This is a genomic window from Rhodococcus sp. 11-3 (genome assembly GCF_023704055.1).
In the GTDB taxonomy this organism is placed as follows: Bacteria; Actinomycetota; Actinomycetes; order Mycobacteriales; family Mycobacteriaceae; genus Rhodococcus; species Rhodococcus aetherivorans.
In genome coordinates this window covers 2,723,591-2,743,674 of record NZ_CP080406.1, presented here as the reverse complement: position 1 = coordinate 2,743,674, position 20,084 = coordinate 2,723,591, and the positions used below count along the sequence as shown (strand labels likewise).

21 protein-coding genes are annotated in these 20,084 nt (G+C 71.6%); 9 read left to right on the top strand and 12 right to left on the bottom strand.

All coding sequences use genetic code 11. The features are described from left to right. Window positions 1-7: 7 nt before the first annotated feature. Window positions 8-1,342: an alpha/beta hydrolase family protein gene (locus KZJ41_RS13095; protein WP_029543331.1), complete on the top strand. Its 1,335-nt coding sequence runs from the start codon at window positions 8-10 to the stop codon at window positions 1,340-1,342. Then, a complete protein-coding gene (locus KZJ41_RS13090) occupies window positions 1,339-3,855 on the top strand; it encodes a bifunctional lysylphosphatidylglycerol flippase/synthetase MprF (RefSeq protein ID WP_185712715.1) in 2,517 nt (838 codons plus the stop codon). Before KZJ41_RS13095 ends, KZJ41_RS13090 begins: the two co-directional genes overlap by 4 nt. 15 nt (window positions 3,856-3,870) lie before the next feature. On the opposite strand, the gene KZJ41_RS13085 is transcribed toward KZJ41_RS13090, so the two are convergent. Beyond that, window positions 3,871-4,044 (bottom strand): hypothetical protein, encoded by a 174-nt coding sequence (locus KZJ41_RS13085; protein ID WP_029543328.1) that lies wholly within the window; start codon window positions 4,042-4,044, stop codon window positions 3,871-3,873. Window positions 4,045-4,261: 217 nt separating this feature from the next. Here KZJ41_RS13085 and KZJ41_RS13080 point away from each other — a divergent pair, with 217 nt between their 5' ends. The 3 genes from KZJ41_RS13080 to KZJ41_RS13070 are packed head-to-tail and all read left to right on the top strand — an operon-like array spanning window position 4,262 to window position 6,163. Beyond that, complete coding sequence (locus tag KZJ41_RS13080; protein WP_006948276.1) at window positions 4,262-4,858, top strand: biotin transporter BioY; 597 nt, start codon at window positions 4,262-4,264, stop codon at window positions 4,856-4,858. A gap of 22 nt (window positions 4,859-4,880) precedes the next feature. After that, a complete protein-coding gene (locus tag KZJ41_RS13075) occupies window positions 4,881-5,561 on the top strand; it encodes an energy-coupling factor ABC transporter ATP-binding protein (RefSeq protein WP_029543325.1) in 681 nt (226 codons plus the stop codon). Continuing rightward, window positions 5,558-6,163, top strand: a complete 606-nt coding sequence (locus KZJ41_RS13070; protein ID WP_006948278.1) for an energy-coupling factor transporter transmembrane protein EcfT — start codon at window positions 5,558-5,560, stop codon at window positions 6,161-6,163. The genes KZJ41_RS13075 and KZJ41_RS13070 overlap by 4 nt, the downstream gene beginning before the upstream one ends. 15 nt (window positions 6,164-6,178) lie before the next feature. Here the strand turns inward: KZJ41_RS13070 and KZJ41_RS13065 are convergent, their stop codons facing one another. The 5 genes from KZJ41_RS13065 to pgsA all read right to left on the bottom strand — a co-directional run bounded on the left by KZJ41_RS13065 (window position 6,179) and on the right by pgsA (window position 9,744). Next, window positions 6,179-6,988 carry a hypothetical protein gene (locus KZJ41_RS13065; protein ID WP_251550871.1) on the bottom strand — a complete coding sequence of 270 codons (810 nt, stop codon included), beginning with the start codon at window positions 6,986-6,988 and terminating at the stop codon, window positions 6,179-6,181. 40 nt (window positions 6,989-7,028) lie between these two features. Further along, window positions 7,029-7,844 (bottom strand): PspA/IM30 family protein, encoded by an 816-nt coding sequence (locus KZJ41_RS13060; RefSeq protein WP_003935651.1) that lies wholly within the window; start codon window positions 7,842-7,844, stop codon window positions 7,029-7,031. 194 nt (window positions 7,845-8,038) lie between these two features. Beyond that, on the bottom strand, window positions 8,039-8,437 hold the full coding sequence (locus tag KZJ41_RS13055; protein WP_006948280.1) for a helix-turn-helix domain-containing protein: 399 nt from the start codon (window positions 8,435-8,437) through the stop codon (window positions 8,039-8,041). 145 nt (window positions 8,438-8,582) lie between these two features. Next, window positions 8,583-9,083, bottom strand: a complete 501-nt coding sequence (locus KZJ41_RS13050) for a CinA family protein (RefSeq protein ID WP_050035111.1) — start codon at window positions 9,081-9,083, stop codon at window positions 8,583-8,585. Between the two features lie 4 nt (window positions 9,084-9,087). Then, the gene (gene pgsA / locus KZJ41_RS13045) at window positions 9,088-9,744 is read right to left on the bottom strand and encodes a CDP-diacylglycerol--glycerol-3-phosphate 3-phosphatidyltransferase (protein ID WP_006948282.1); all 657 of its coding nucleotides are present in this window, start codon (window positions 9,742-9,744) and stop codon (window positions 9,088-9,090) included. Window positions 9,745-9,876: 132 nt separating this feature from the next. On the opposite strand from pgsA, the gene KZJ41_RS13040 reads away from it, so the two are divergent. Together KZJ41_RS13040 and KZJ41_RS13035 are read left to right on the top strand one after the other, a co-directional pair. Then, the gene (locus tag KZJ41_RS13040; RefSeq protein ID WP_170914076.1) at window positions 9,877-10,404 is read left to right on the top strand and encodes an amino-acid N-acetyltransferase; all 528 of its coding nucleotides are present in this window, start codon (window positions 9,877-9,879) and stop codon (window positions 10,402-10,404) included. A gap of 40 nt (window positions 10,405-10,444) precedes the next feature. Beyond that, on the top strand, window positions 10,445-10,729 hold the full coding sequence (locus tag KZJ41_RS13035; RefSeq protein WP_065922634.1) for a YciI family protein: 285 nt from the start codon (window positions 10,445-10,447) through the stop codon (window positions 10,727-10,729). 26 nt (window positions 10,730-10,755) lie between these two features. Here the strand turns inward: KZJ41_RS13035 and KZJ41_RS13030 are convergent, their stop codons facing one another. The 6 genes from KZJ41_RS13030 to thyX all read right to left on the bottom strand — a co-directional run bounded on the left by KZJ41_RS13030 (window position 10,756) and on the right by thyX (window position 18,932). Beyond that, the gene (locus tag KZJ41_RS13030; RefSeq protein WP_006948285.1) at window positions 10,756-11,742 is read right to left on the bottom strand and encodes a TerC family protein; all 987 of its coding nucleotides are present in this window, start codon (window positions 11,740-11,742) and stop codon (window positions 10,756-10,758) included. Between the two features lie 210 nt (window positions 11,743-11,952). Then, a complete protein-coding gene (locus tag KZJ41_RS13025) occupies window positions 11,953-14,613 on the bottom strand; it encodes a DNA translocase FtsK (protein ID WP_251550869.1) in 2,661 nt (886 codons plus the stop codon). 90 nt (window positions 14,614-14,703) lie between these two features. Further along, complete coding sequence (locus KZJ41_RS13020) at window positions 14,704-15,327, bottom strand: TIGR03085 family metal-binding protein (RefSeq protein WP_029543318.1); 624 nt, start codon at window positions 15,325-15,327, stop codon at window positions 14,704-14,706. A 77-nt stretch (window positions 15,328-15,404) separates the two neighbouring features. Continuing rightward, window positions 15,405-17,222 carry a ribonuclease J gene (locus KZJ41_RS13015; RefSeq protein ID WP_006948291.1) on the bottom strand — a complete coding sequence of 606 codons (1,818 nt, stop codon included), beginning with the start codon at window positions 17,220-17,222 and terminating at the stop codon, window positions 15,405-15,407. Then, entirely contained in the window at window positions 17,219-18,127 is a 909-nt protein-coding gene (gene dapA / locus KZJ41_RS13010; protein WP_006948292.1) for a 4-hydroxy-tetrahydrodipicolinate synthase, read from the bottom strand. The genes KZJ41_RS13015 and dapA overlap by 4 nt, the downstream gene beginning before the upstream one ends. 49 nt (window positions 18,128-18,176) lie before the next feature. After that, window positions 18,177-18,932 carry an FAD-dependent thymidylate synthase gene (thyX, locus tag KZJ41_RS13005; protein WP_006948294.1) on the bottom strand — a complete coding sequence of 252 codons (756 nt, stop codon included), beginning with the start codon at window positions 18,930-18,932 and terminating at the stop codon, window positions 18,177-18,179. Between the two features lie 116 nt (window positions 18,933-19,048). On the opposite strand from thyX, the gene KZJ41_RS13000 reads away from it, so the two are divergent. Both KZJ41_RS13000 and KZJ41_RS12995 read left to right on the top strand, forming a co-directional pair. Beyond that, complete coding sequence (locus tag KZJ41_RS13000; protein ID WP_006948296.1) at window positions 19,049-19,576, top strand: toxin-antitoxin system HicB family antitoxin; 528 nt, start codon at window positions 19,049-19,051, stop codon at window positions 19,574-19,576. Window positions 19,577-19,636: 60 nt separating this feature from the next. Beyond that, window positions 19,637-20,074, top strand: a complete 438-nt coding sequence (locus KZJ41_RS12995; protein WP_006948297.1) for an SRPBCC family protein — start codon at window positions 19,637-19,639, stop codon at window positions 20,072-20,074. Window positions 20,075-20,084: the final 10 nt, after the last annotated feature.

The following is a 20,084-nucleotide window of genomic DNA, read 5'->3' as shown; positions in this document are numbered from 1 at the left end:
GGACGGCGTGTCGTGGTCCGGGCTCGTCGAAGCAGCGCTCGACGTGCGGTTGACGACGACGGCGGCGGCCGTGGTGTTCACCGTCCTCACCGTCGCGGGCCTGGCCGCCCTGGCCGCGCGACGGCACCGCCGCTGGCTCCTGACGGGGATTCCGACGGCCGTCGCGCTGACCCTGGTGCTGGTGGTGCTCGCCGCCGTGCTCGTCGAGCAGGTGTGGCGACCGTTCCCGGATCGGTTGCCTCGGGATGTGTACGCGTGGACCGCCGTCGCCGTCCTCGCCGTCGCGCTCCTGGCCGGCCGGTGGCTCGTCCGCCGCCGGGACCGGGCGCGTCCGCTCGTCGCGGCCGGCCTCGTCGTCGCCGCACTGGCGGTGGTGGTGGCGGGCGCGGGGCGGATCAACGCGGTGTTCGACGCCTACCCCACCGTGCGTTCCGCCCTCGGCATGACCGACTACCGCACCGTGCCGCTCGACGCGGCCCTGGCACCGGCCACGGCGACGGTCGCTCGGCGGCCGCTGTCCGAGACCTGGTCGCCCCCGGCCGATCTGCCCGCGACCGGCGCGGTGACGACCACCCCGATCCCCGGCGCAGTCTCGGGATTCCGCGCCCGCGACGCGCGGATCTACCTGCCACCCGCCTACTTCGCCGACCCGCGCCCCGAACTCCCGGTGCTGGTGCTGCTCGCCGGCCAGCCCGGCAGCACCGACGACTGGCTGATCGGGGGCCGGCTGCCGCAGATCATGGACGCGTTCGCGGCCGGGCACGAGGGGCTGGCACCGGTCGTCGTGCTCGCCGACGGCACCGGCGGCCAGTTCGACAACCCGCTGTGCGCCGATTCCCGCCTCGGCAACGCCGCGACCTACCTGGCGCTCGACGTGCCCGCCTGGGTCCGCGAGCACCTGCAGGTCGACGACGATCCGGCGGGCTGGGCGATCGGCGGGCTCTCGTACGGAGGCACGTGCGCGTTGCAGCTCGCGACCGCCCGCCCCGAGGTGTACCCCACGTTCCTCGACTTCTCCGGCCAGGCCGAGCCGACCCTCGGCGATCGGGACCGCACGATCCGCGAGGTGTTCGGCGGCGACACGGAGGCGTTCGCGCGGAACAACCCTGCCGACCTGCTGGCCCGCAACCGCTACCCCGGCTCGGCAGGGGCGTTCGTCGTGGGCCTCGACGACAGCGAATACCGTTCGGGAATCGAACAACTCACGACGGCGGCCCGGGCCGCCGGCATGGACGTCCACCTCACGGAACTGCCGGGAGCGCACAGCTTCGCGGTGTGGTCCGCCGGACTCGAGAAGGAGCTGCCGTGGCTCAGCCGCCGACTCGGCCTCGTCGCCCCGTGATCGCGCGCAGCGGCGCGGCGCTGCGCCGGGCCCCCGTCGCTCTGACCCTGCTCGCGGCGATGTGGGTGCTCGCGATCGCCACCGGGTCCGTGTGGCGCGGGCCGTCCCACGACCTGGCCCTCGACGTCTCCCTCGGCACCCGTAGCTTCGGCGAGGGGCATCCGTGGGTGCTCTGGACGTCCGGGCTCTTCGCGTCCGGCCTGGGCGAGTACGTCCTGTCGAGCGTGGCGATCCTCGCCGTCGCGGTGCCGGTGGAGAACCGCCTCGGCAGCCGCAGATTCGCACTCGCCGCGGCGCTCTCGCAGGGTGCGGGTGCCGCGCTCGCCCTGCTGGTGGCGCTGCTGGCGTCGACCGTGCCGAACTCGTGGGGCTTCGAGCTGCACGGGCACCTGACCGAGGATCCCCTGCCGTGGGTGCTCGGCACCCTGCTCGCCGCCACCGCGGCGATGGGCACGCTGTGGCGGCGCCGCATCCGCACCCTGGTGCTGGTGTTCCTCGTGACGAGCGCCCTGTTCGCGGGGCACCTGCAGGACGTGGTGCGGCTCTGCGCGGCGCTGGCAGGCCTGTTCCTCGGACCCGTGCTGTTCGGCCGCGCGGCCCGGGGCCCGGCGCTCGGCGGCACCGTGCGGGAGCGTCGCACCCTCGTGGCGCTGGTGGTCGCCGCCAGCGTCCTCGGCCCGATCCTGGCGGCGTTCTCCCCCCACGCCATCGGGCCGCTCTCGGCGCTGCGGGAGTTGTTCGACCAGGTCCCGTACAGCGCACGGGAACTGGTCGACATCTGCGCCGACCCGGCCCTGCGCGACGAGTGCCGCAAGGGGCGGCAGGCGCTGCGCCTGTCCGGGATCGGACCGCTGGTGATGAACCTGATGCCGTCGGCGGTGCTGCTCGTGGGAGCGGAGGGACTGCGCCGGGGCCGCCGCGCCGCGTGGCTGCTCTCGGTGTGGGGGCACGTCGCCCTGATCGCGGTGGCCGCCGTCAGCGCGGTCGTGCAGATCACCGAGCAGGAGGAGACCCGGTCGCTGCTGTACGGCACCCGCCGCACCAGCTCGGTGTACATGGAACTCGCTCCGCTGCTGGCCCTCGTCGCGGTGCTCGTGCTGCTGCTGATGACCCGCCGGCTGTTCGGGGTGCGCGCCCCGCGCGGGACGTATCCGCGGGTGTGGCTGGGCACCGCCGCCGCGGCGGGTGCCGCGCTCGTCACCTACGTGGTGGTGGGGGCGCTGCTCGCCGACGGCTTCGACCGCGACCCCGGCGCCGCCACGCTGGTGCGCGACGCGCCGCGACGTCTCGTCCCACCCGTGTATCTGCAGCTGTTCGAGCCGCCGGTACTGCCGCTGACCCCGGCCGCCACGCTGCTGTTCGAGTGGGTGGGGGTGCTGGTGTGGGCCGCGTTCTGCCTGTTGATGGTCCGGAGCTTCCTGGTCCCCGCTCTCGGACACGATCCCGGCGACGAACACCGGGTGCGTGCACTGCTGCACTCCCCCGGCGGCACCTCGCTGTCGTGGATGACGACGTGGCCCGGCAACCACTACTGGTTCGGCGAGGACGGCCGGCACGCCGTGGCCTACCGCGTGCACTCGGGTGTCGCCCTGACCACGGGCGACCCGGTGGGTGATCCGGCCGGCCTGGAGAACGCGATCGACGAGTTCGCCGCGTACTGCCTCGGCAACGGCTGGACCCCGTGCTTCTACTCCGTCGGGGAGGACACCGCCGCGATCGCCCGGGACCACGGCTGGAGCTGTCTGCGGGTGGCCGAGGAGACGGTCGTCGCGCTTCCCGGCCTCGCGTTCAAGGGCAAGAAGTTCCAGGACGTCCGCACCGCCCTCAACCGCGCCGCCAAGGACGGCGTGGAGGCGCGGTGGACGACGTTCACCGAGGCGCCGTTGCCGATGACGGAGCAGATCGTCGAGATCTCCGAGGAATGGGTCGCCGACAAGGGCCTCCCCGAGATGGGCTTCACCCTCGGTGGGCTCGAGGAACTGCGCGACCCCGAGGTGCGGCTGCTCCTGGCGATCGACGCGGACGACCACGTGCACGCCGTGACGTCGTGGATGCCGGTCTACCGGGACGGCGCCCTGGTCGGCCTGACCCTCGACTTCATGCGCCGCCGCTCCGACGGCTTCCGTCCCGCGATGGAGTTCCTCATCGCCTCGGCCGCCATGTCCGCGCAGGAACAGGGCCTCGAGTTCCTCAGCCTGTCCGGCGCGCCGCTCGCCGGCGCCGACCCGTCGGCCGGCGCCCTCGACCGCGGCGCCCTCGACCGCGGCGCGCTCGACCGCGGCGCGCTCGACGCGCTGCTCGACCTGCTGGGCCGCACCCTCGAGCCGGTCTACGGCTTCCGGTCGCTGCTCGCCTTCAAGGCGAAGTTCCAGCCGCAGCACCGGCCCATGTACATGGTGTTCCCGGACGCCGCGGCCCTGCCCACGATCGGCATCGCCGTCGGTCATGCGTATCTGCCCGACGTGTCGCTCGGGCAGGGTCGCCGGCTGCTCGCACAGTTGCTGCGGCGCTGAGCCGCCGCGACCACATCACACGTGGGTGATGTGGTCGTCCTTGCTGCCGGCCACGGCCTTGTACAGCATGTAGCCGCCGAAGATCAGCGCGCTCACCACGAGAATCCCGAACAGGTGCTCCGCGAGCGCCCCGACCACCACGAGGGCGATCCACACCAGCGCCACCACACCCACGATCTTCCAGAACATCGTCTTCTCCTTGCGTCGTTGCCGTTCGTTGTCGATCGTGACACCCCACGGTCGGAAAAACACCAGGTCAACGCAGAGATCAGGGAAAGATGGGTGGTTACCCGGAGGCCGGTGCGGCCCTGTTCGGGGGCCGGCCCGGAGCGGGGTGGTGAGAAGGAGCACGCCGCGGCGACATACCCTCGACAGGTTCGGTCCCCTCGTCAGAAGGCTGAGAATCGTGTCCTCGACCCGCCGCACGCCCGCCCGCGACCTGGCGCAGATCGCCGTGTTCGCCGCCCTGATCATCGCTCTGGGTCTGCCCGGGCAGATCACCGTCGGCTCGTCGGGCGTGCCGATCACGCTGCAGACGCTGGGCGTGATGCTCGCCGGGGCGCTGCTCGGCGTCCGCAAGGGCGTGCTGTCGGTGGCCACGGTGATCGTGCTGGGCCTGGCGCTGCCGGTGCTCGCCGGGGGACGCACGACCCTCACGGCGCTGGCCGGCCCGACGGTCGGCTTCCTGCTCGGCTGGCTTCCCGCCGTCGCGGTGATCGGCTGGCTCTCGGCGCGCATGCTGCCCCGCTACCGGGTGCTGCCGGGCATCGCCGTCAACGTCCTCGGTGGCATCGTCGTGCTCTACGTCTTCGGTATCGCCGGCATGCTCGCACGCACCGATCTCACGCTGTGGGCGGCGCTGAGCGCGAACGCCACCTTCCTGCCCGGTGACCTGCTCAAGGCCGTCGTCGCGGCGGTCGTCGCCGCCCAGGTGCACCGCGCCTACCCGGCCCTGCTCAGCCCGAGCGCACCGGCACGCCCGGCCACCGACCCCGCGCGCTGAGCGCCGGGCCGGGCACGACCGCATGAGCGAGATCCGCTTCCGGCAGGTGGGCCACGCCTACGGTGAGCGCACCGTCCTCGACGGCATCGACGTGACCCTCACCGAGCGCCGCGTCGGGATCGTCGGCGCCAACGGCAGCGGCAAGTCCACCCTGGCCCGGATGATCAACGGTCTGGTGATCCCGACCTCCGGCACGGTCACGGTGGACGGCCTGGACACCGCCCGCAAGGCCCGCGAGGTGCGCCGGCGCGTGGGATTCGTCTTCACCGATCCCGACCATCAGATCGTGATGCCCACGGTCGCGGAAGACGTCGCCTTCTCCCTGCGCCGCAGCGGACTGAGCAAGGCCGAGCGCGCGGAGCGGGTACGGCGGGTACTCGCCGACTTCGGGCTGGCCGGGCACCACGACCACCCGAGTCACCTGCTCTCCGGCGGGCAGAAGCAGCTCCTGGCCCTCGCGGCGATCATGGTCACCGATCCGCAGGTGCTGGTGGCGGACGAGCCCACCACGCTGCTGGATCTGCGCAACGCCCGGCTGATCGCGCGGACCTTCGCCGCCCTCGAGCAGCAACTGGTGGTGGTCACCCACCATCTGGACCTGCTGACCGGCTTCGACCGGGTGCTCGTCGTCGACGGTGGGCGCGTCGTCGCCGACGACACACCCGGCCCGGCGATCGACTACTACCGCAGGCTGGTCGCGTGAGCACCCTGGGCTTGTACCATCGCGCGGCGTCGCCGTTGCACCGGGCGCCCGCGGGCCCGAAGCTGCTGGTCACCGCGGTGCTCATCGTCGCGCTCACGGTGTGGATGCGGCAACCGTGGCAGGTGCCGGTGGCCGGGGCGGTCGTGCTCGGGCTCTACCTGCTGGCGCGGATCCCGCCCCGGCCCGCGCTGCGACAGCTCCGGCCGCTGTTGTGGATGCTCGTGGTGATCGCGGCGTTCCAGGTGCTGCTCGCCGGCTGGGAGCGGGCGGTGGTGGTGTCCGGTCAGCTGCTGGTTGCCGTGGCCCTCGCCGCGCTGGTGACGCTGACCACCCGGGTGAGCGACATGCTCGATGCGATCGTGGCGGGGCTGGGCCCGTTCCGGCGGGTCGGCGTGGATCCGGAGCGGGTCGGCCTCGTGCTGGTGATGACCGTCCGGGCCGTCCCGATGCTCGGCGGGATCGTCGCGCAGGTGACCGAGGCACGCAAGGCCCGCGGGCTCGGCTTCTCGCTGCGGGCCCTGGCGGTGCCCGTCGTCGTGGGGGCGTTGCTGACCGCGGAGGCGATGGGCGAGGCCCTCGTCGCCCGCGGCCTGGACGACTGAGCCACCGGGGCGACGTCAGTACCGGTAGCGGCCCTCGATCTGCCGGATCTCCCGCCACGACTGGGCCCAGCTCTCGAGCCGGTCCGAGGCCGAGATCAGCTCGGCGCGCTGCCGGTCGAGCAGGGCCATCGAACGGGTTCCGTCGGGGGCCGACGCGAGCCGGGCCGCGGCGGCGACGAGTTCCTCGAATTGGTCGACGCCCGTGTCGAGTCGCTGTCCGGCGGCCGCGACGGCCGCCCCGAGGTGCGCCCCGGCGGCGGCGCTGTCCCGGGCGGCGGATTCGAGCGCGACCACATCCACCGCGACGGCCTCGAGCGCGTCGGAGGCCTCCCGGGCGGCCGCGGCGATCTCCTCGAGGTCGTCGGCGGCGACGGTGCGGGAACGAGCCAGCACCGACAGCAGCTGGGCGAGGCTCTGTTCGTCGCTCGCCAGCCGGGCCATCGGGGCCCGCGCGACGGAACCCGACGGCGGCAGGGCCCGGCGGGCGGGTGCCGGCGGCGGCAGCGGCACGGCGTCGAGGCGCCGGAAGGTACGCACCGCCAGCACGGCGGGCACGACGAGCGCGGCGGTCGTCCCGCCGGTGGCGACGATGGTCCAGTCGGGGGCCGACGCGGCCACCAGCGTCGCGGTGCCGACACCGCTCATTCCGGAGGCTGCGCCGAACAGGCGGGCACGCCGGCGGGCGCGGCGCTTCTTGCGGCGCACCCGGGCCGCGGGGTCGTTCCAGCGGCGCGCCGCCTCGACCACGCTGCCGGTCATGTCCCGGAGCGCAGCCGCGGCCGGACCGGGGAACTGTCCGGTCCGGCCGCGTGCGGGTGTGTTCATTGCGTTGCCGCGTTTCTGCCGTCTGCCATCGACCCCGGCGCTACTGCGAGCCGGCGCTTCCCGCCGCCGACGGCGGTTCCTTGGTGGGGTTGACCGCGGGGGTCGCGGGTGCCGCCGCGCCGGGCAGCGCCTCGCCCTTCATGGAGGCCCGGATCTGCTCGAGACGGCTGTGGCCGGCCATCTGGACGGTGGCCTGCTGGACCTCGAGCATCCGGCCGTGCACCGAGTTCTGCGCGAGCTCGGCGGATCCGAGCGCGGTGGCGTAACGACGCTCGATCTTCTCGCGGACCGCGTCGAGACTCGGCGTGGTGCCGGGCGCGGCGAGCGTCGAGTCCATCGAGCGCAGGGACTCGCTCACGCGCTCCTGCATCTTGGCCTGCTCGAGCTGGCTGAGCAGCTTGGTGCGCTCGGCCACCTTCTGCTGGAGAGCCATCGCGTTCTGCTCGACGGCCTTCTTCGCCTGCGCCGCGGCCTGCAGGGACTGATCGTGCAGCACCTTCAGATCCTCGACGGACTGCTCGGCGGTCACCAGCTGGGCCGCGAACGCCTCCGCGGCGTTCGTGTACTGGATGGCCTTCTCGGTGTCGCCGGCGGCGTTGGCCTGATCCGCCATGAGCACGGCCTGCCGCGCGCTCGCGTTGAGCTTCTCGACCTCGTCGAGCTGACGGTTGAGTTTCATCTCGAGCTGACGCTGATTGCCGATGACGGACGCGGCCTGCTGGGACAGTGCCTGGTGCTGGCGCTGCGCGTCCTCGATCGCCTGCTGAATCTGGACCTTCGGATCGGCCTTCTCATCGATCTTCGAGTTGAAGAGCGCCATCAGGTACTTCCAACCCTTGACGAACGGATTAGCCATGGGAGTGATCCTGCCTCCATCTGGTACGCCGCGGCGAACGCGACCCGGTGCGCGGCCCTCGCGCACCGTTTCCGGTCGGCCGTGTGATCCCCGCGTACCCGGCCGCCGTGTGTCCCGAGCCACCCCCCGGTGGTGACCCGAATTGTGTCGCTTTCGGCCGCGTCCGGCCAGGCCGGCGCGGTCCGTCCTCCATGTTATGCGGCGGCCAGCGCGCGTGCCGCCGGCGGCGGGATCACCACACGCGTGTCCTGCGCCACGAGCGCCGCGTGCTCGGCGGCGCGGGCGTCCGAGTCCCGGGACTTCGGCTCGGCCCCGAGACCTGCCGCCGCCCCGACCGGGGTCCGGCCGCGGGCGGGAACCGCATCGGCAAGCGACTCGCTGACGTCGAAGAGCACGTCGGACAAGGGGACGTCGAGGGCGTCGCAGATCGCGGCGAGCAGTTCGCTCGACGCCTCCTTGCGCCCGCGTTCGATCTCGGAGAGGTAGCCGAGGCTGACCCGGGCGCTGCTGGAGACCTCACGCAGGGTGCGGCTCTGCGAAACGCGGGTGCGCCGAAGACTGTCACCGATTGCCTCACGCAACAACAGCGCCATCCCATCCTCCTTCGTCCGTCGTCGCTCAACCCGTCAACGCACGACGCACGTCGCCGGGTTCCCGGCTCCCCGCCCGGGCACGAAAACCCTGCCGGGCGCGGCTCCGCACGGGTCCGGCTGCCACCGGTACCGCGGTGTCAAGACACTACATCCCCGCGGCGCCGCGCACGCGGGTGAGTAGGCCCGACACGGCGGCACGGGCAGCCCCGGCCCGGATGTCCCACCGGTCCCCGCGCACCGGCGGGCGGGTGACCACCGTGCCGCCCGGCCCGGCGATCCCGAGATACAGCGTGCCCGGCGGGTGCCCGTCCTGCGGGTCCGGTCCGGCCACGCCGGTGATGCCCACGCCCCACGTCGCTCCGCAGCGAGCCGCTGCGCCCTCGGCCAGGGCCGCGGCGGTGGACTCGGAGACCGGCCCGTCCGCCACGAGCCGTTCCGGGTCCACGCCGCCCAGGGTGGACTTGAGGTCGGTGGCGTAGACGATCAGCCCCCCGCGCAGCACCACGCTGGCGCCGGGTACCCCGGCGATCGTCGCCGCAATCAGCCCGGCCGTGAGTGATTCGGCCGTGGCCACCGTCTGCCGCCGCGCGGCCAGGGTCGCGACCAGTTCCGCGGCCGCGGTGCCGGGAACGAGCGGGTCGGGCACCGCCTCACTCCCCGTGCTGTTGCTCGACGCGGTGCACCCCGGCGCGCAGTCGCGCCGCCTGGACCACGTAGTCGATGCCGGTGCCCACCGTCAGGATCACGGCGAGTCCCATGAGCGCGACGGCGAAGGGCATCGCCGCCTCCGGCAGCGGCAGCAGGTACAGCACGATCGCGAGCGTCTGGACCAGGGTCTTGGCCTTCCCGCCGCGGCTGGCGGGGATCACCGCGTGCCGCAGCACGAAGAAGCGCAGCGCCGTGACGCCGAGCTCGCGGGCCGCGATGATGCCGGTCACCCACCACGACAGGTCACCGAGCAGCGACAGGCCCACGAGGGCGGCGCCGATGAGCGCCTTGTCGGCGATCGGATCGGCGAGCTTGCCGAAATCGGTCACGAGTCCGTACTTGCGGGCGAGCTGTCCGTCGATGCGGTCCGTGATCGCCGCGACGGCGAACACACCCGTTGCGGCGATGCGCCACGCGACGTCGTGACCGTCGCCGACGAACAGCACCAGAAGGAAGACCGGCACCAGAACGATCCGCAGCATGGTGAGGATGTTGGCGATGTTCCACAGCGGGACCGGCTCCGCGGCCGCGGGGGCATGCGGCCCGGGAGCCGCCGCCGCACCGCCGGTTCCGGCCACCTCCGGATGCGGCGCGCTCACGCCGGCCTCCGCGCCACGGACGTCGCCGCAGGACGAGGCGGACCCGGGTCCGCCGGGGCGACACGTGAGCATGGGGATCCGACCGGCACACGGACACAATATCGGTAGAGCGACCGGCTACTGTTCACCACTATGACTTCGCGGACGACGGACCAGGAGACTCACGACCGCATCCTCGTACGACGTGCGCGAACCGGCGACATTCCGGAGATCAAGCGGCTGGTCGACATCTACTCGGGCAAGATCCTCCTGGAGAAGAACCTCGTCACGCTGTACGAGGCCGTGCAGGAGTTCTGGGTGGCCGAGACGGCGGGCACCGTGGTCGGCTGCGGGGCCCTGCACGTGCTGTGGTCCGACCTGGGCGAGATCCGGACCGTCGCGGTGGATCCCCGGGTCAAGGGTCGCGGGGTCGGTCACCTCGTGGTGTCCCGCCTGATCGACGTCGCCCGCGAACTCGAACTCGAACGGCTGTTCGTGCTCACGTTCGAGGTCGAGTTCTTCGGCCGGCACGGATTCACCGAGATCGACGGCACACCCGTCACCGCCGAGGTGTACGCGGAGATGTGCCGCTCGTACGACACCGGTGTCGCCGAGTTCCTGGATCTGAGCTACGTCAAACCGAACACCCTCGGAAACACCCGGATGCTGCTCACGCTCTGAGCCGCCCCCTTCCGCCCACCTGTCACGAATGCGAGGACCCATGCCCATGTTCGCCGTCGAGTACACCTACTCCGAGGCCACCGCGAGCGGCCGCGACGAGCACCGGCCCGCCCACCGCGGCTGGCTCGGCGAACTCGTCGAGGCCGGGACGGTGCGCGCGACCGGCCCGTGGGCCGACGGGTCCGGCGCACTGATCCTCGTCGAGGCCGCGGACGAGCCCGCGGTGCGGGAGGTCATGGCTCAGGATCCGTTCGCCCGTCAGGGGCTGCTCGACGAGGTCCGGATCACGCAGTGGCTCCCGGTGATGGGCGTCTTCAACGACTGACGCCCGTCACCGGCGCGGCGGGAAGGTCAGGTGAGGTCGGCCTTCTCGCTGCGCGTCTTGAGCAGGCTCGCGACGGTCGTCACCACCAGCACGCCGACGATCACGCCCAGCGACAGCCAGGTCGAGATCTCCGGCACCGCGACGTGCTCACCGCCGTTGACGAACGACAGGGTGTTCTCGTGCAGCGCGTGCAGCACCAGCTTGACGCCGATGAACGCGAGGATCACGGACAGGCCGTAGGACAGGTAGACCAACCGCTCGAGCAGACCGCCGATGAGGAAGAACAGCTGCCGCAGGCCCATCAGGGCGAACGCGTTGGCGGTGAACACCAGGTAGGGCTCGCTGGTGAGGCCGTAGATCGCCGGGATCGAGTCGAGCGCGAACAGGATGTCGGTGAAGCCGATGGCGGCGAGGGCGAGCAGCATCGGGGTGGCGAAGCGCTTGCCGTCGATCCGGGTGAACAGCTTGTCGCCGTGGTACTCGTCGGTGGTCGGGTACACCTTGCGGACCAGCGAGACGATGCGATTCTCCCGCTCCTTCTCGTGCTCGACCTCGTCTCCGTGCTCGCGGATCAGCTTGATCGCGGTGTAGATGAGGAACGCCCCGAACAGGTAGAACACCCAGCTGTAGGCGTTGATGGCCGCGGCACCCACGGCGATGAACGCCCCGCGCATCACGAGCGCCAGGACGATGCCGATCGTGAGCACCTTCTGCTGGTACTCGCGCGGCACCGCGAAGGTCGACATGATGATGACGAACACGAACAGGTTGTCGACGCTGAGGGCCTTCTCGGTGACGTAACCGGCGAAGTACTCACCGCCGTACGTCGGCCCCCAGATCGCGAACACCACGACGCCGAACACCACGGCGAGGCCGATGAACACCGCCGACCAGAAGCCTGACTCGCGCAGCGACGGCGCGTGCGGTTTGCGGACGTGGGCGTAGAAGTCGAAGACGAAGAGCCCGAGAATCACCAGGATGGTGACGATCCAGGTGAGCGGGGTGACATGCATCGGCAGATATTCCTCCGGTAGGTACAGCTAACCACCGGAGGTCTCTCCCACCTCGGATCGCAGCTCGACGGTGCGGCTTCGAGGTCGGCAGCCCCGGAACGACATCGGTGTCGCACGTGTTGACGGAACTGCCGCGGGTTAGGGGATACTCCCCTCCACGTCTCCCATTCAACCACACGCGGGTCGCGGCATCGAACCGTGCCGCCGGCCCTACTCCGCCGGCGCCGGCGCCTCCCCGTCCCCGCCGCCGCGGATCGAGAACAGCAGGCCGTCGAGTTCCTCCGGTTTGACCAGGACATCCCGCGCCTTGGACCCCTCGCTGGGACCGACGACGCCGCGGGTCTCCATCAGATCCATCAGCCGACCCGCCTTCGCGAAGCCGACGCGCAGCTTGCGCTGCAGCATCGACGTCGAACCGAACTGGCTCGACACCACCAGCTCGACCGCCTGCAGGAGAACGTCGAGGTCGTCGCCGATGTCGGGGTCGACGTCCTTCTTCTCGCCCGCCTTCGCCGTCGTGACGCCCTCGGTGTACTCCGGTTCCTTCTGGTTCTTGGCGAAGTCGACGACGGCCGCGATCTCCTCGTCGGTGATGAACGCGCCCTGCATCCGGATCGGCTTTCCGGCGCCCATCGGCAGGAACAGGCCGTCACCCATGCCGATGAGCTTCTCGGCACCGGGCTGGTCGAGGATGACCCGGGAGTCGGTCAGCGACGACGTGGCGAACGCGAGCCGCGACGGCACGTTCGTCTTGATCAGGCCGGTCACGACGTCCACCGAGGGCCGCTGCGTGGCGAGCACCAGATGGATGCCGGCGGCGCGGGCCTTCTGGGTGATCCGCACGATCGCGTCCTCCACGTCGCGCGGGGCCGTCATCATCAGGTCGGCGAGCTCGTCGACGATCGCCAGGATGTACGGGTAGGGCCGGTAGACGCGCTCGCTGCCGAGCGGCGCGGTGATCTCGCCGGACCTGACCTTGGTGTTGAAGTCGTCGATGTGCCGCACCCGGTTGGCCTGCATGTCCTGGTAGCGCTGTTCCATCTCCTCCACCAGCCACGCGAGGGCGGCGGCCGCCTTCTTCGGCTGGGTGATGATGGGCGTGATCAGGTGCGGGATGCCCTCGTAGGGCGTGAGCTCGACCATCTTCGGGTCGATGAGGATCATCCGGACCTCGTCCGGCGTGGCGCGCACGAGCAGCGACACCAGCATCGAGTTGACGAAGCTCGACTTGCCGGAGCCGGTGGAGCCGGCGACCAGCAGGTGCGGCATCTTCGCCAGGTTCGCGCAGACGAAGTCGCCCTCGATGTCCTTGCCGAGCCCGATCACCAGCGGGTGGTGGTCCTTGCGGGTCGACGGTGCGGCGAGCACATCGGCGAGACGCACCAGCTCACGATCCGAGTTCGGGACCTCGATGCCGACCGCGGACTTGCCGGGGATCGGCGCGAGCAGTCGCACGTTGTCGGTGGCCACGGCGTAGGCGATGTTGCGGGCGAGTGCGGTGATCTTCTCGACCTTCACACCCGGGCCGAGTTCCACCTCGTACCGCGTGACCGTCGGGCCGCGGGTGAAGCCGGTGACGGCGGCGTCGATCTTGAACTGCTCGAGCACCTCGGTGATGGCCTCGATCATCTGATCGTTCGCCGAACTGTGCTGCTTGGGTGGGTCGCCCTCGAGCAGCAGCCCGAGCGACGGCAGGGTGTAGTCGCCCTCGACCACCCGATCGGGCACGAGCGGCTCGAGCTTGTCGTCGGCGGGTGGCTCCTCCGCCGGCGGGACCGGTGCGGGGGCCGCCTTGGGCCGGGTGCGGGCCCGCGGCGGTTCCGGCGCCGGTTCGGGTTCGGGTGCCGGCGACGTGGCGGGCGCCGGATCCGGCTCCCACAGGGGCAGCACCTCGGTGCGGGCGTCGCCGTCGAACTCGTCCGTGGGGTAGTTCTCGACCGGGGTGCGCCGCCGGGTCCGGGTGCGCCGCTCGACGGGATAGCCGTCGGCGTCGAACAGGGTCGGGTCGCGCTCCGGGTCGTAGCCGCCGGCAGGGTCCGGGTCGTACTCGCCGTACTCGTCGTCGGCTCGGTAGTGCAAACCGAAGTAGTCGCGGAACATGCCGGGCAGTTCCCGGATCGTCGTGCCGGTGAGCAGCAGGATCCCGAAGCCGGCCGCCATCAGCAGCAACGGAACCGACAGCCACACCGTCAGACCGTCGGTGAGGGGTCCGCCCACCAGGTAGCCGACGAACCCGGCGCCGCCCTCGCGGCCCGGGCCGTCGTCCGGCATACCCGAGGCGATGTGCCACAGGCCGAGTGCGGGAAGCGCGACGAGCATCGACCCGAGGACGAGCCGGGGCCGGATCTCCGGCCGCGGCTCGGTGCGCATGAGGACGACGGCGATCACGAGGCCGGCCAGCGGCAGCACCGCGCTGGCGCCGCCGACGACCGCGCGGACTGCGGTCTCGAGCCAGCCCCCGAGCGGGCCACCGACCGCGAACCAGACGGTGCCGGCGACGACGACGCTCGCGGCGATGAGCCCGAGGGCGATGCCGTCGCGGCGGTGGCCGTGCTCGACCTCCGTCACCCTGCCCATCGTGCGGGTGGTGGCGCCCACACCGCGGGCGATCATCGTCCAGCCGCTCCCGATCCCGCGACCGAGCGTGTGCAGGACGCTGCCCCGCGACGAGCGGGCGGGCGCCTTGCGCCGGGGGGTGGTGGCGCGGGCCGGGCGCCGCGCGGCCGGTTGCCGGCGGGTCGTCGGGGCGGGCTTGCGGGTGCTGCTCTTCGTCCGCGACGACGAGCCCGCGGCGGCGGACGAGCCGCGCGCGCCCGACCTCGACCGTGAGGTCGTTGACGACGATCCGCGGGCACCCGACTTTCCTGCCATACCCGTCAGGTTAGTCGCAATGTCCACAACCGAACCATCCGCAACACCGGCATCAGCCGCACGCGGTGGTCACACCGGCGCCGGGACGGATCAGATGCCGCGACCGGATGCGGCGACCTCCGCGACGTCGGCCGCCTCCCCGGACGTCTCGACGCGCACCTCGTCGCGGCCGAACGCATGCAGGAGCAGCTCGGCGGGTTCGCCGCGCAGGACCACGGTGCGCGGCCCGCGACGCCGGACCGTCGCGCGGGTGCCGTCGGGGCGTTCGAACACCACCGTGACGTCGGTGCCGCGATAGCCGCGCCGGCCGACCTGCCGGGCCATCTGCCACAGGCGGTCCTGGGTCGACGGGTCGAGCGGTCGCGGCTCCCACCCGGGCGCGGCGCGCCGCACGTCCTCGTGGTGGACGAACATCTCCGCGGCATTGGCGAGTCCGTCGACGAGGTACAGCGGCGACCAGATCGGCGGTCCGGACTCGATGTCGGCGAGCAGTTGCTCCCACGACCCTCCCGCCGCCTCGGCGCGCACCCGCTCGGTGTGCCCGGCCAGGGGTGGCAGGACGATGCCCGGCATCGTGTCGATCCGGCGTTCGCGGACCACGAGGTGGGCGGCGAGGTCCCGGGCGGTCCAGTCCCCGCACAGGGTGGGGGCGTCGGGACCGGTCTGTGTCATGGTGCGGACGAGTGCGTGTCGTTCGTCACGGGCGAGGCTCACGCGGCCCACTGTAGTGCCGGACCGGTCCGGTAGCGCCGGACCGTCCGGCACGGCAGGGTGCGGTTGCGCCGGCGCGGCTACGCCGGGCCCGGGACGGTGATCACCGTCGGCACGATCATCGGCCGGCGACGGTAGGTGTCGGACACCCAGCGCCCGACGACACGGCGGATCGCCTGGGCGATGCGGTGGGCGTCGTCGATACCCTCGGCGGCGAGCTCGTTGAGGACCTTGTCCACGAGTTGCGCGGCCTCGGAGAGCGCTCCCGGGTCGTCGGAGAAGCCGCGGCCGGACACCCCCGGGGTGCTCACGGCGCGACCGTTCTCGTCCACGGCGACGGAGATGGAGATGAAGCCGCCCTCGCCGAGGATCAACCGGTCCGACAGGGTCGATTCGCCGACGTCACCGACGGACAGGCCGTCGACGTAGACGTGGCCGACGGGTACCTGTCCGACGATCTCCGCGAGCCCGTCGACGAGGTCGACGACCACGCCGTCCTCGGCGAGCACGATCCGGTCCCGCGGCACCCCGGTCGCTTCGGCCAGCGCCGCGTTGGCCCGCAGGTGCCGCCATTCGCCGTGCACCGGCATCGCATTCGTCGGGCGCACCGCGTTGTACAGGTACAGCAGCTCGCCCGCGGAGGCGTGGCCGGAGACGTGCACCTTCGCGTTCTGCTGGGTGACGACGGTGGCGCCTCGCTTGGCGAGGCCGTTGACGACCGCGAACACCGAATTCTCGTTGCCCGGGATCAGGGAGGAAGCCAGGATGACGAGATCGTCGGCCTTGATGTTGATCTGGCGGTGCTCGCCGCGCGCCATGCGCGACAGCGCGGACAGCGGTTCACCCTGCGAGCCGGTGGAGATCAGCACGAGCCGGTTGTCGGGCAATGTCGCGGCGGTGTCGAGATCGACGACGAGCCCGTCCGGCACCCGCAGGTAGCCGAGGTCCTGCGCGATCTGCATGTTGCGCACCATCGACCGTCCGACGAAGGCGATGCGGCGGTTGTACCGCCCGGCGACGTCGACGACCTGCTGGATGCGGTGCACGTGGCTGGCGAAGGACGCGACGATCACGCGCTGGGTGGCCTTGCCGATGACGTTGTCCAGGACGCCGCCGATCTCGCGTTCGGGCATCACGAAGCCCGGCACCTCGGCGTTGGTGGAGTCGACGAGGAACAGGTCGACGCCCTCGTCGCCGAGCCGGGAGAATCCGGCGAGGTCGGTGAGGCGGCCGTCGAGCGGCAACTGGTCGAGCTTGATGTCGCCGGTGTGCAGCACGAGCCCGGCCTCGGTGCGGACGGCGACGGCGAGCGCGTCCGGGATCGAGTGGTTGACGGCGAAGTACTCGCACTCGAACGGGCCGTGCGTGGTCTTGTCCCCCTCGACGACTTCGACGAGGTTGGGCCGCAGCCGGTGCTCGCGGCATTTCGCGGCGACGAGCGCGAGGGTGAACTTCGAGCCCACGACCGGGATGTCGGGACGCAGGCGCAGCAGGAACGGCACCGCCCCGATGTGATCCTCGTGGCCGTGGGTGAGGACGACGGCTTCGACGTCGTCCATGCGGTCCTCGATGTGCCGGAAGTCCGGCAGGATCAGGTCGACGCCGGGCTGCTGGTCCTCGGGGAAGAGCACGCCGCAGTCGATGACGAGGAGCCGGCCCTGATGCTCGAAGACCGTCATGTTGCGGCCGATCTCGCCGATGCCGCCGAGCGCGACGACGCGCAGGCCCTTCGGCGGCGCCTTCGGCGGGGTGCCGAGGCGCCCCGACATGTCCGCCACCTTGCGCGGATCGGGCCGCTGGGTGTTGGCCGAGGTCTGCACGGTCCGGCGCGCGGGCCGGCCGCTGGGCGGTCCGGCGTTGCGGGTGGCGCGGCCCCGGCCGCGCGACGGGCGGCTCACGCGAGCACCCCCGCGGCGTGCAGATCCGCGGCGAGCGCGTCGATCTGCGCAGAGGTCGGCGCCACCTGGGGCAGGCGCGGCTCGCCGACGTCGAGACCCATCAACCGCAGACCTGCCTTCGACGCGCTCACCCCGCCGAGGCGGGAGACGGCGCGCAGGATCGGCATGAGGCTCAGGTTGACCGCGCGGGCGCGGACGAGGTCGCCGGCCTGGAAGGCGTCGTACAGCTCGCGCAGCCGGCCGGGAACGAGATGCCCGATGACACTGACGAATCCGACGGCGCCGACGGACAGCCACGGCAGGTTCAGCGGGTCGTCGCCGGAGTAGAACTTCAGGTCGGTGGTGCCGATGAGCTCGGCACCGGCGTTGAGGTCGCCCTTGGCGTCCTTGACCGCCACGATGCGCGGATGCTCCGCGAGCCGGCGCAGCGTCTCCGTTTCGATCGGCACGACCGAGCGCGGTGGGATGTCGTAGAGCATGACCGGCAGGTCGGTGGCGTTTGCGACGGCCGTGAAGTGGGCGTAGAGCCCGGCCTGCGGCGGCCGCGAGTAGTACGGAGTGACGACGAGCAGGCCGTGGGCGCCGGCCCGCGCGGCGTCGCGGGCGAGTTCGACGCTGTGGGCGGTGTCGTTGCTGCCGGCGCCGGCGATGATCTTCGCGCGGTCCCCCACCGCGGCGAGCACGGCGCGCATCAGCTCGAGCTTCTCGTTCTCGGTGGTGGTCGGCGATTCGCCGGTGGTGCCCGCGAGAACCAGCGCATCGCAGCCGCCGTCGACCAGGTAGGCGGCAAGACGCACACCCGCGTCCACGTCGAGCTTGCCGTCGGCGGTGAACGGGGTCACCATCGCTGTGGCGATGGTGCCGAACGGAAGCTCGACAGCAGAAGCGGAATCACCGTTGGTCATGGTCAGAAGGCTACCGCGTGACGGGGGCTGTTCCACACACACCTGCCGGTCAGGTGTCGGCGGCGAAGGCGCTGGCGGCGACCTCGGAGCCGTCGGGCAGGCGGGTGATGGTGAAGTCGCCGAAGATGTTCGGCGCGGCGTCCTGCAGCTGACGCAGGCACTCGACGGCGAGGCGGCGGATCTCGACGTCGGCGTGCTCGGTCGCGCGCATGGCCACGAAGTGCCGCCAGGACCGGTAGTTGCCGGTGACGACGACGCGGGTCTCGGTGGCGTTGGGCAGCACCGATCGCGCGGCCTCGCGGGCCTGTTTCGCGCGGATCGGCCCCTCGGGCAGGTGGGACAGTTTCGCGTCGAGCGCGTCGAGCAGTTCGATGTACGCGGCCCGGCTGGACTCGGCGGCGGCGAGGAACAGTTCCTCGAGCCGCGGATCCCCCGCCACGGCCGGCGGGACCACGACCGGCGCGTCGCTGCCGCGGACGAACCGCTGGGACAGCTGGGAATAGGAGAAGTGCCGGTGCCGGATGAGTTCGTGGGTGCACGACCGGGAGATGCCGGTGATGTAGAAGCTCACCGAACCGTGCTCGAGCACGGACAGGTGCCCGACGGTGAGCAGGTGGCGTAGGTACCCGGCGTTCGTGGCCGTGCGCGGGTTGGGCTTGGACCAGCTCTGATAGCAGGCCCGGCCGGCGAACTCGGCGAGTGCCTCCCCGCCGTCGGCGTCGGTCTCCCAGGGCACGTCGGCGGGCGGGACGAACTCGGTCTTGGCCACCAGCCTGACCTTCAGCGTGACGGGCTCGGGCGCCATCGGTTCTCCTCCAGGTTGTCGATCCAGTCGAACCGTAGCGCCGCCGCGGGCGGCACCGGACGCGGGCCGCGTGTTGACGTCTTGACTGACATCATCGTTGACATCAGTATGGCGTCATGAACCTGGACCCGTACCTGGACGCGATCACCGAGTCCCTCGTCGCCGCCGCGGAGCTCGGCGACGAACAGACCCGCCGGACCGCGGCAGCCCTCGCCACAGCGGTCGCCGCGCCCGCCCGCCTGGCCGTGCTGCGGGCACTGTCGGACATGGCGGCGGAGGTCTCGAAGGAGCTCGGCGACCGGGTGGTCACCGTGCGTCTCGACGGCAGCGCGGCGGTGCTCGAGGTGCACACGGATGCGCCCACCGAAACCACAGGCACCGCAACGACTTTCGAGGACGTCACCGGGGACATCAGCCGGGTGACGCTGCGCCTCGTCGAGCAGATCAAGGCACGCGCCGAGGAGGCGGCGGCCCAGAACGGCGTGTCACTGAACTCGTGGGTGTCGCAGGCCGTCCAGGGGGCGCTGCGCGAGCAGATGCGGTATCAGCGCCGCGCCGACGAGCGCGCCGCGACGCGTCGCGCCGAGGAGACCGGGCCCGGCCCGTCCGCTACGTCGGAACCGTCCGAGCGCGAGGACGGTTGAGCGGGAGGCCGTGCGGTACATTGCCGACGCACGTCACCCGAAAGACGAGGAAGTGAGCCCATGGCCGTCAGCAGTTCCAGCAGTTTCGAGATCAAGGCCGACCCGGGTCGCGTGATGGCGGGAATCGCCGCGGTCGACCGGCTGCCGGAGTGGTCCGGGCCCCACAAGACCGTCGTCGTCGAGACCACCCACCCGGACGGCCGCCCGCACCGCGTGCGCATGACCGTCTCCATCATCGGTCTCCACGACGAGCAGGTGGTGGACTACTACTGGAACGGCGACGAATCGATGTCCTGGACCCTGGTCGAGAGCCACCAGCAGCACCAGCAGGACGGCACCTACACCCTCACCGCCACCGAGAGCGGCACCCGCGTCGACTTCACCCTCACGATCGATCCGAAGATCCCGCTGCCCGGCTTCATGGTCAAGAAGGCGCAGAAGATGGCGATGGAGACCGCCGAGCGGGGCCTGACGAAGTTCGTCGAGCAGCAGCTCTGACGCACCGCGC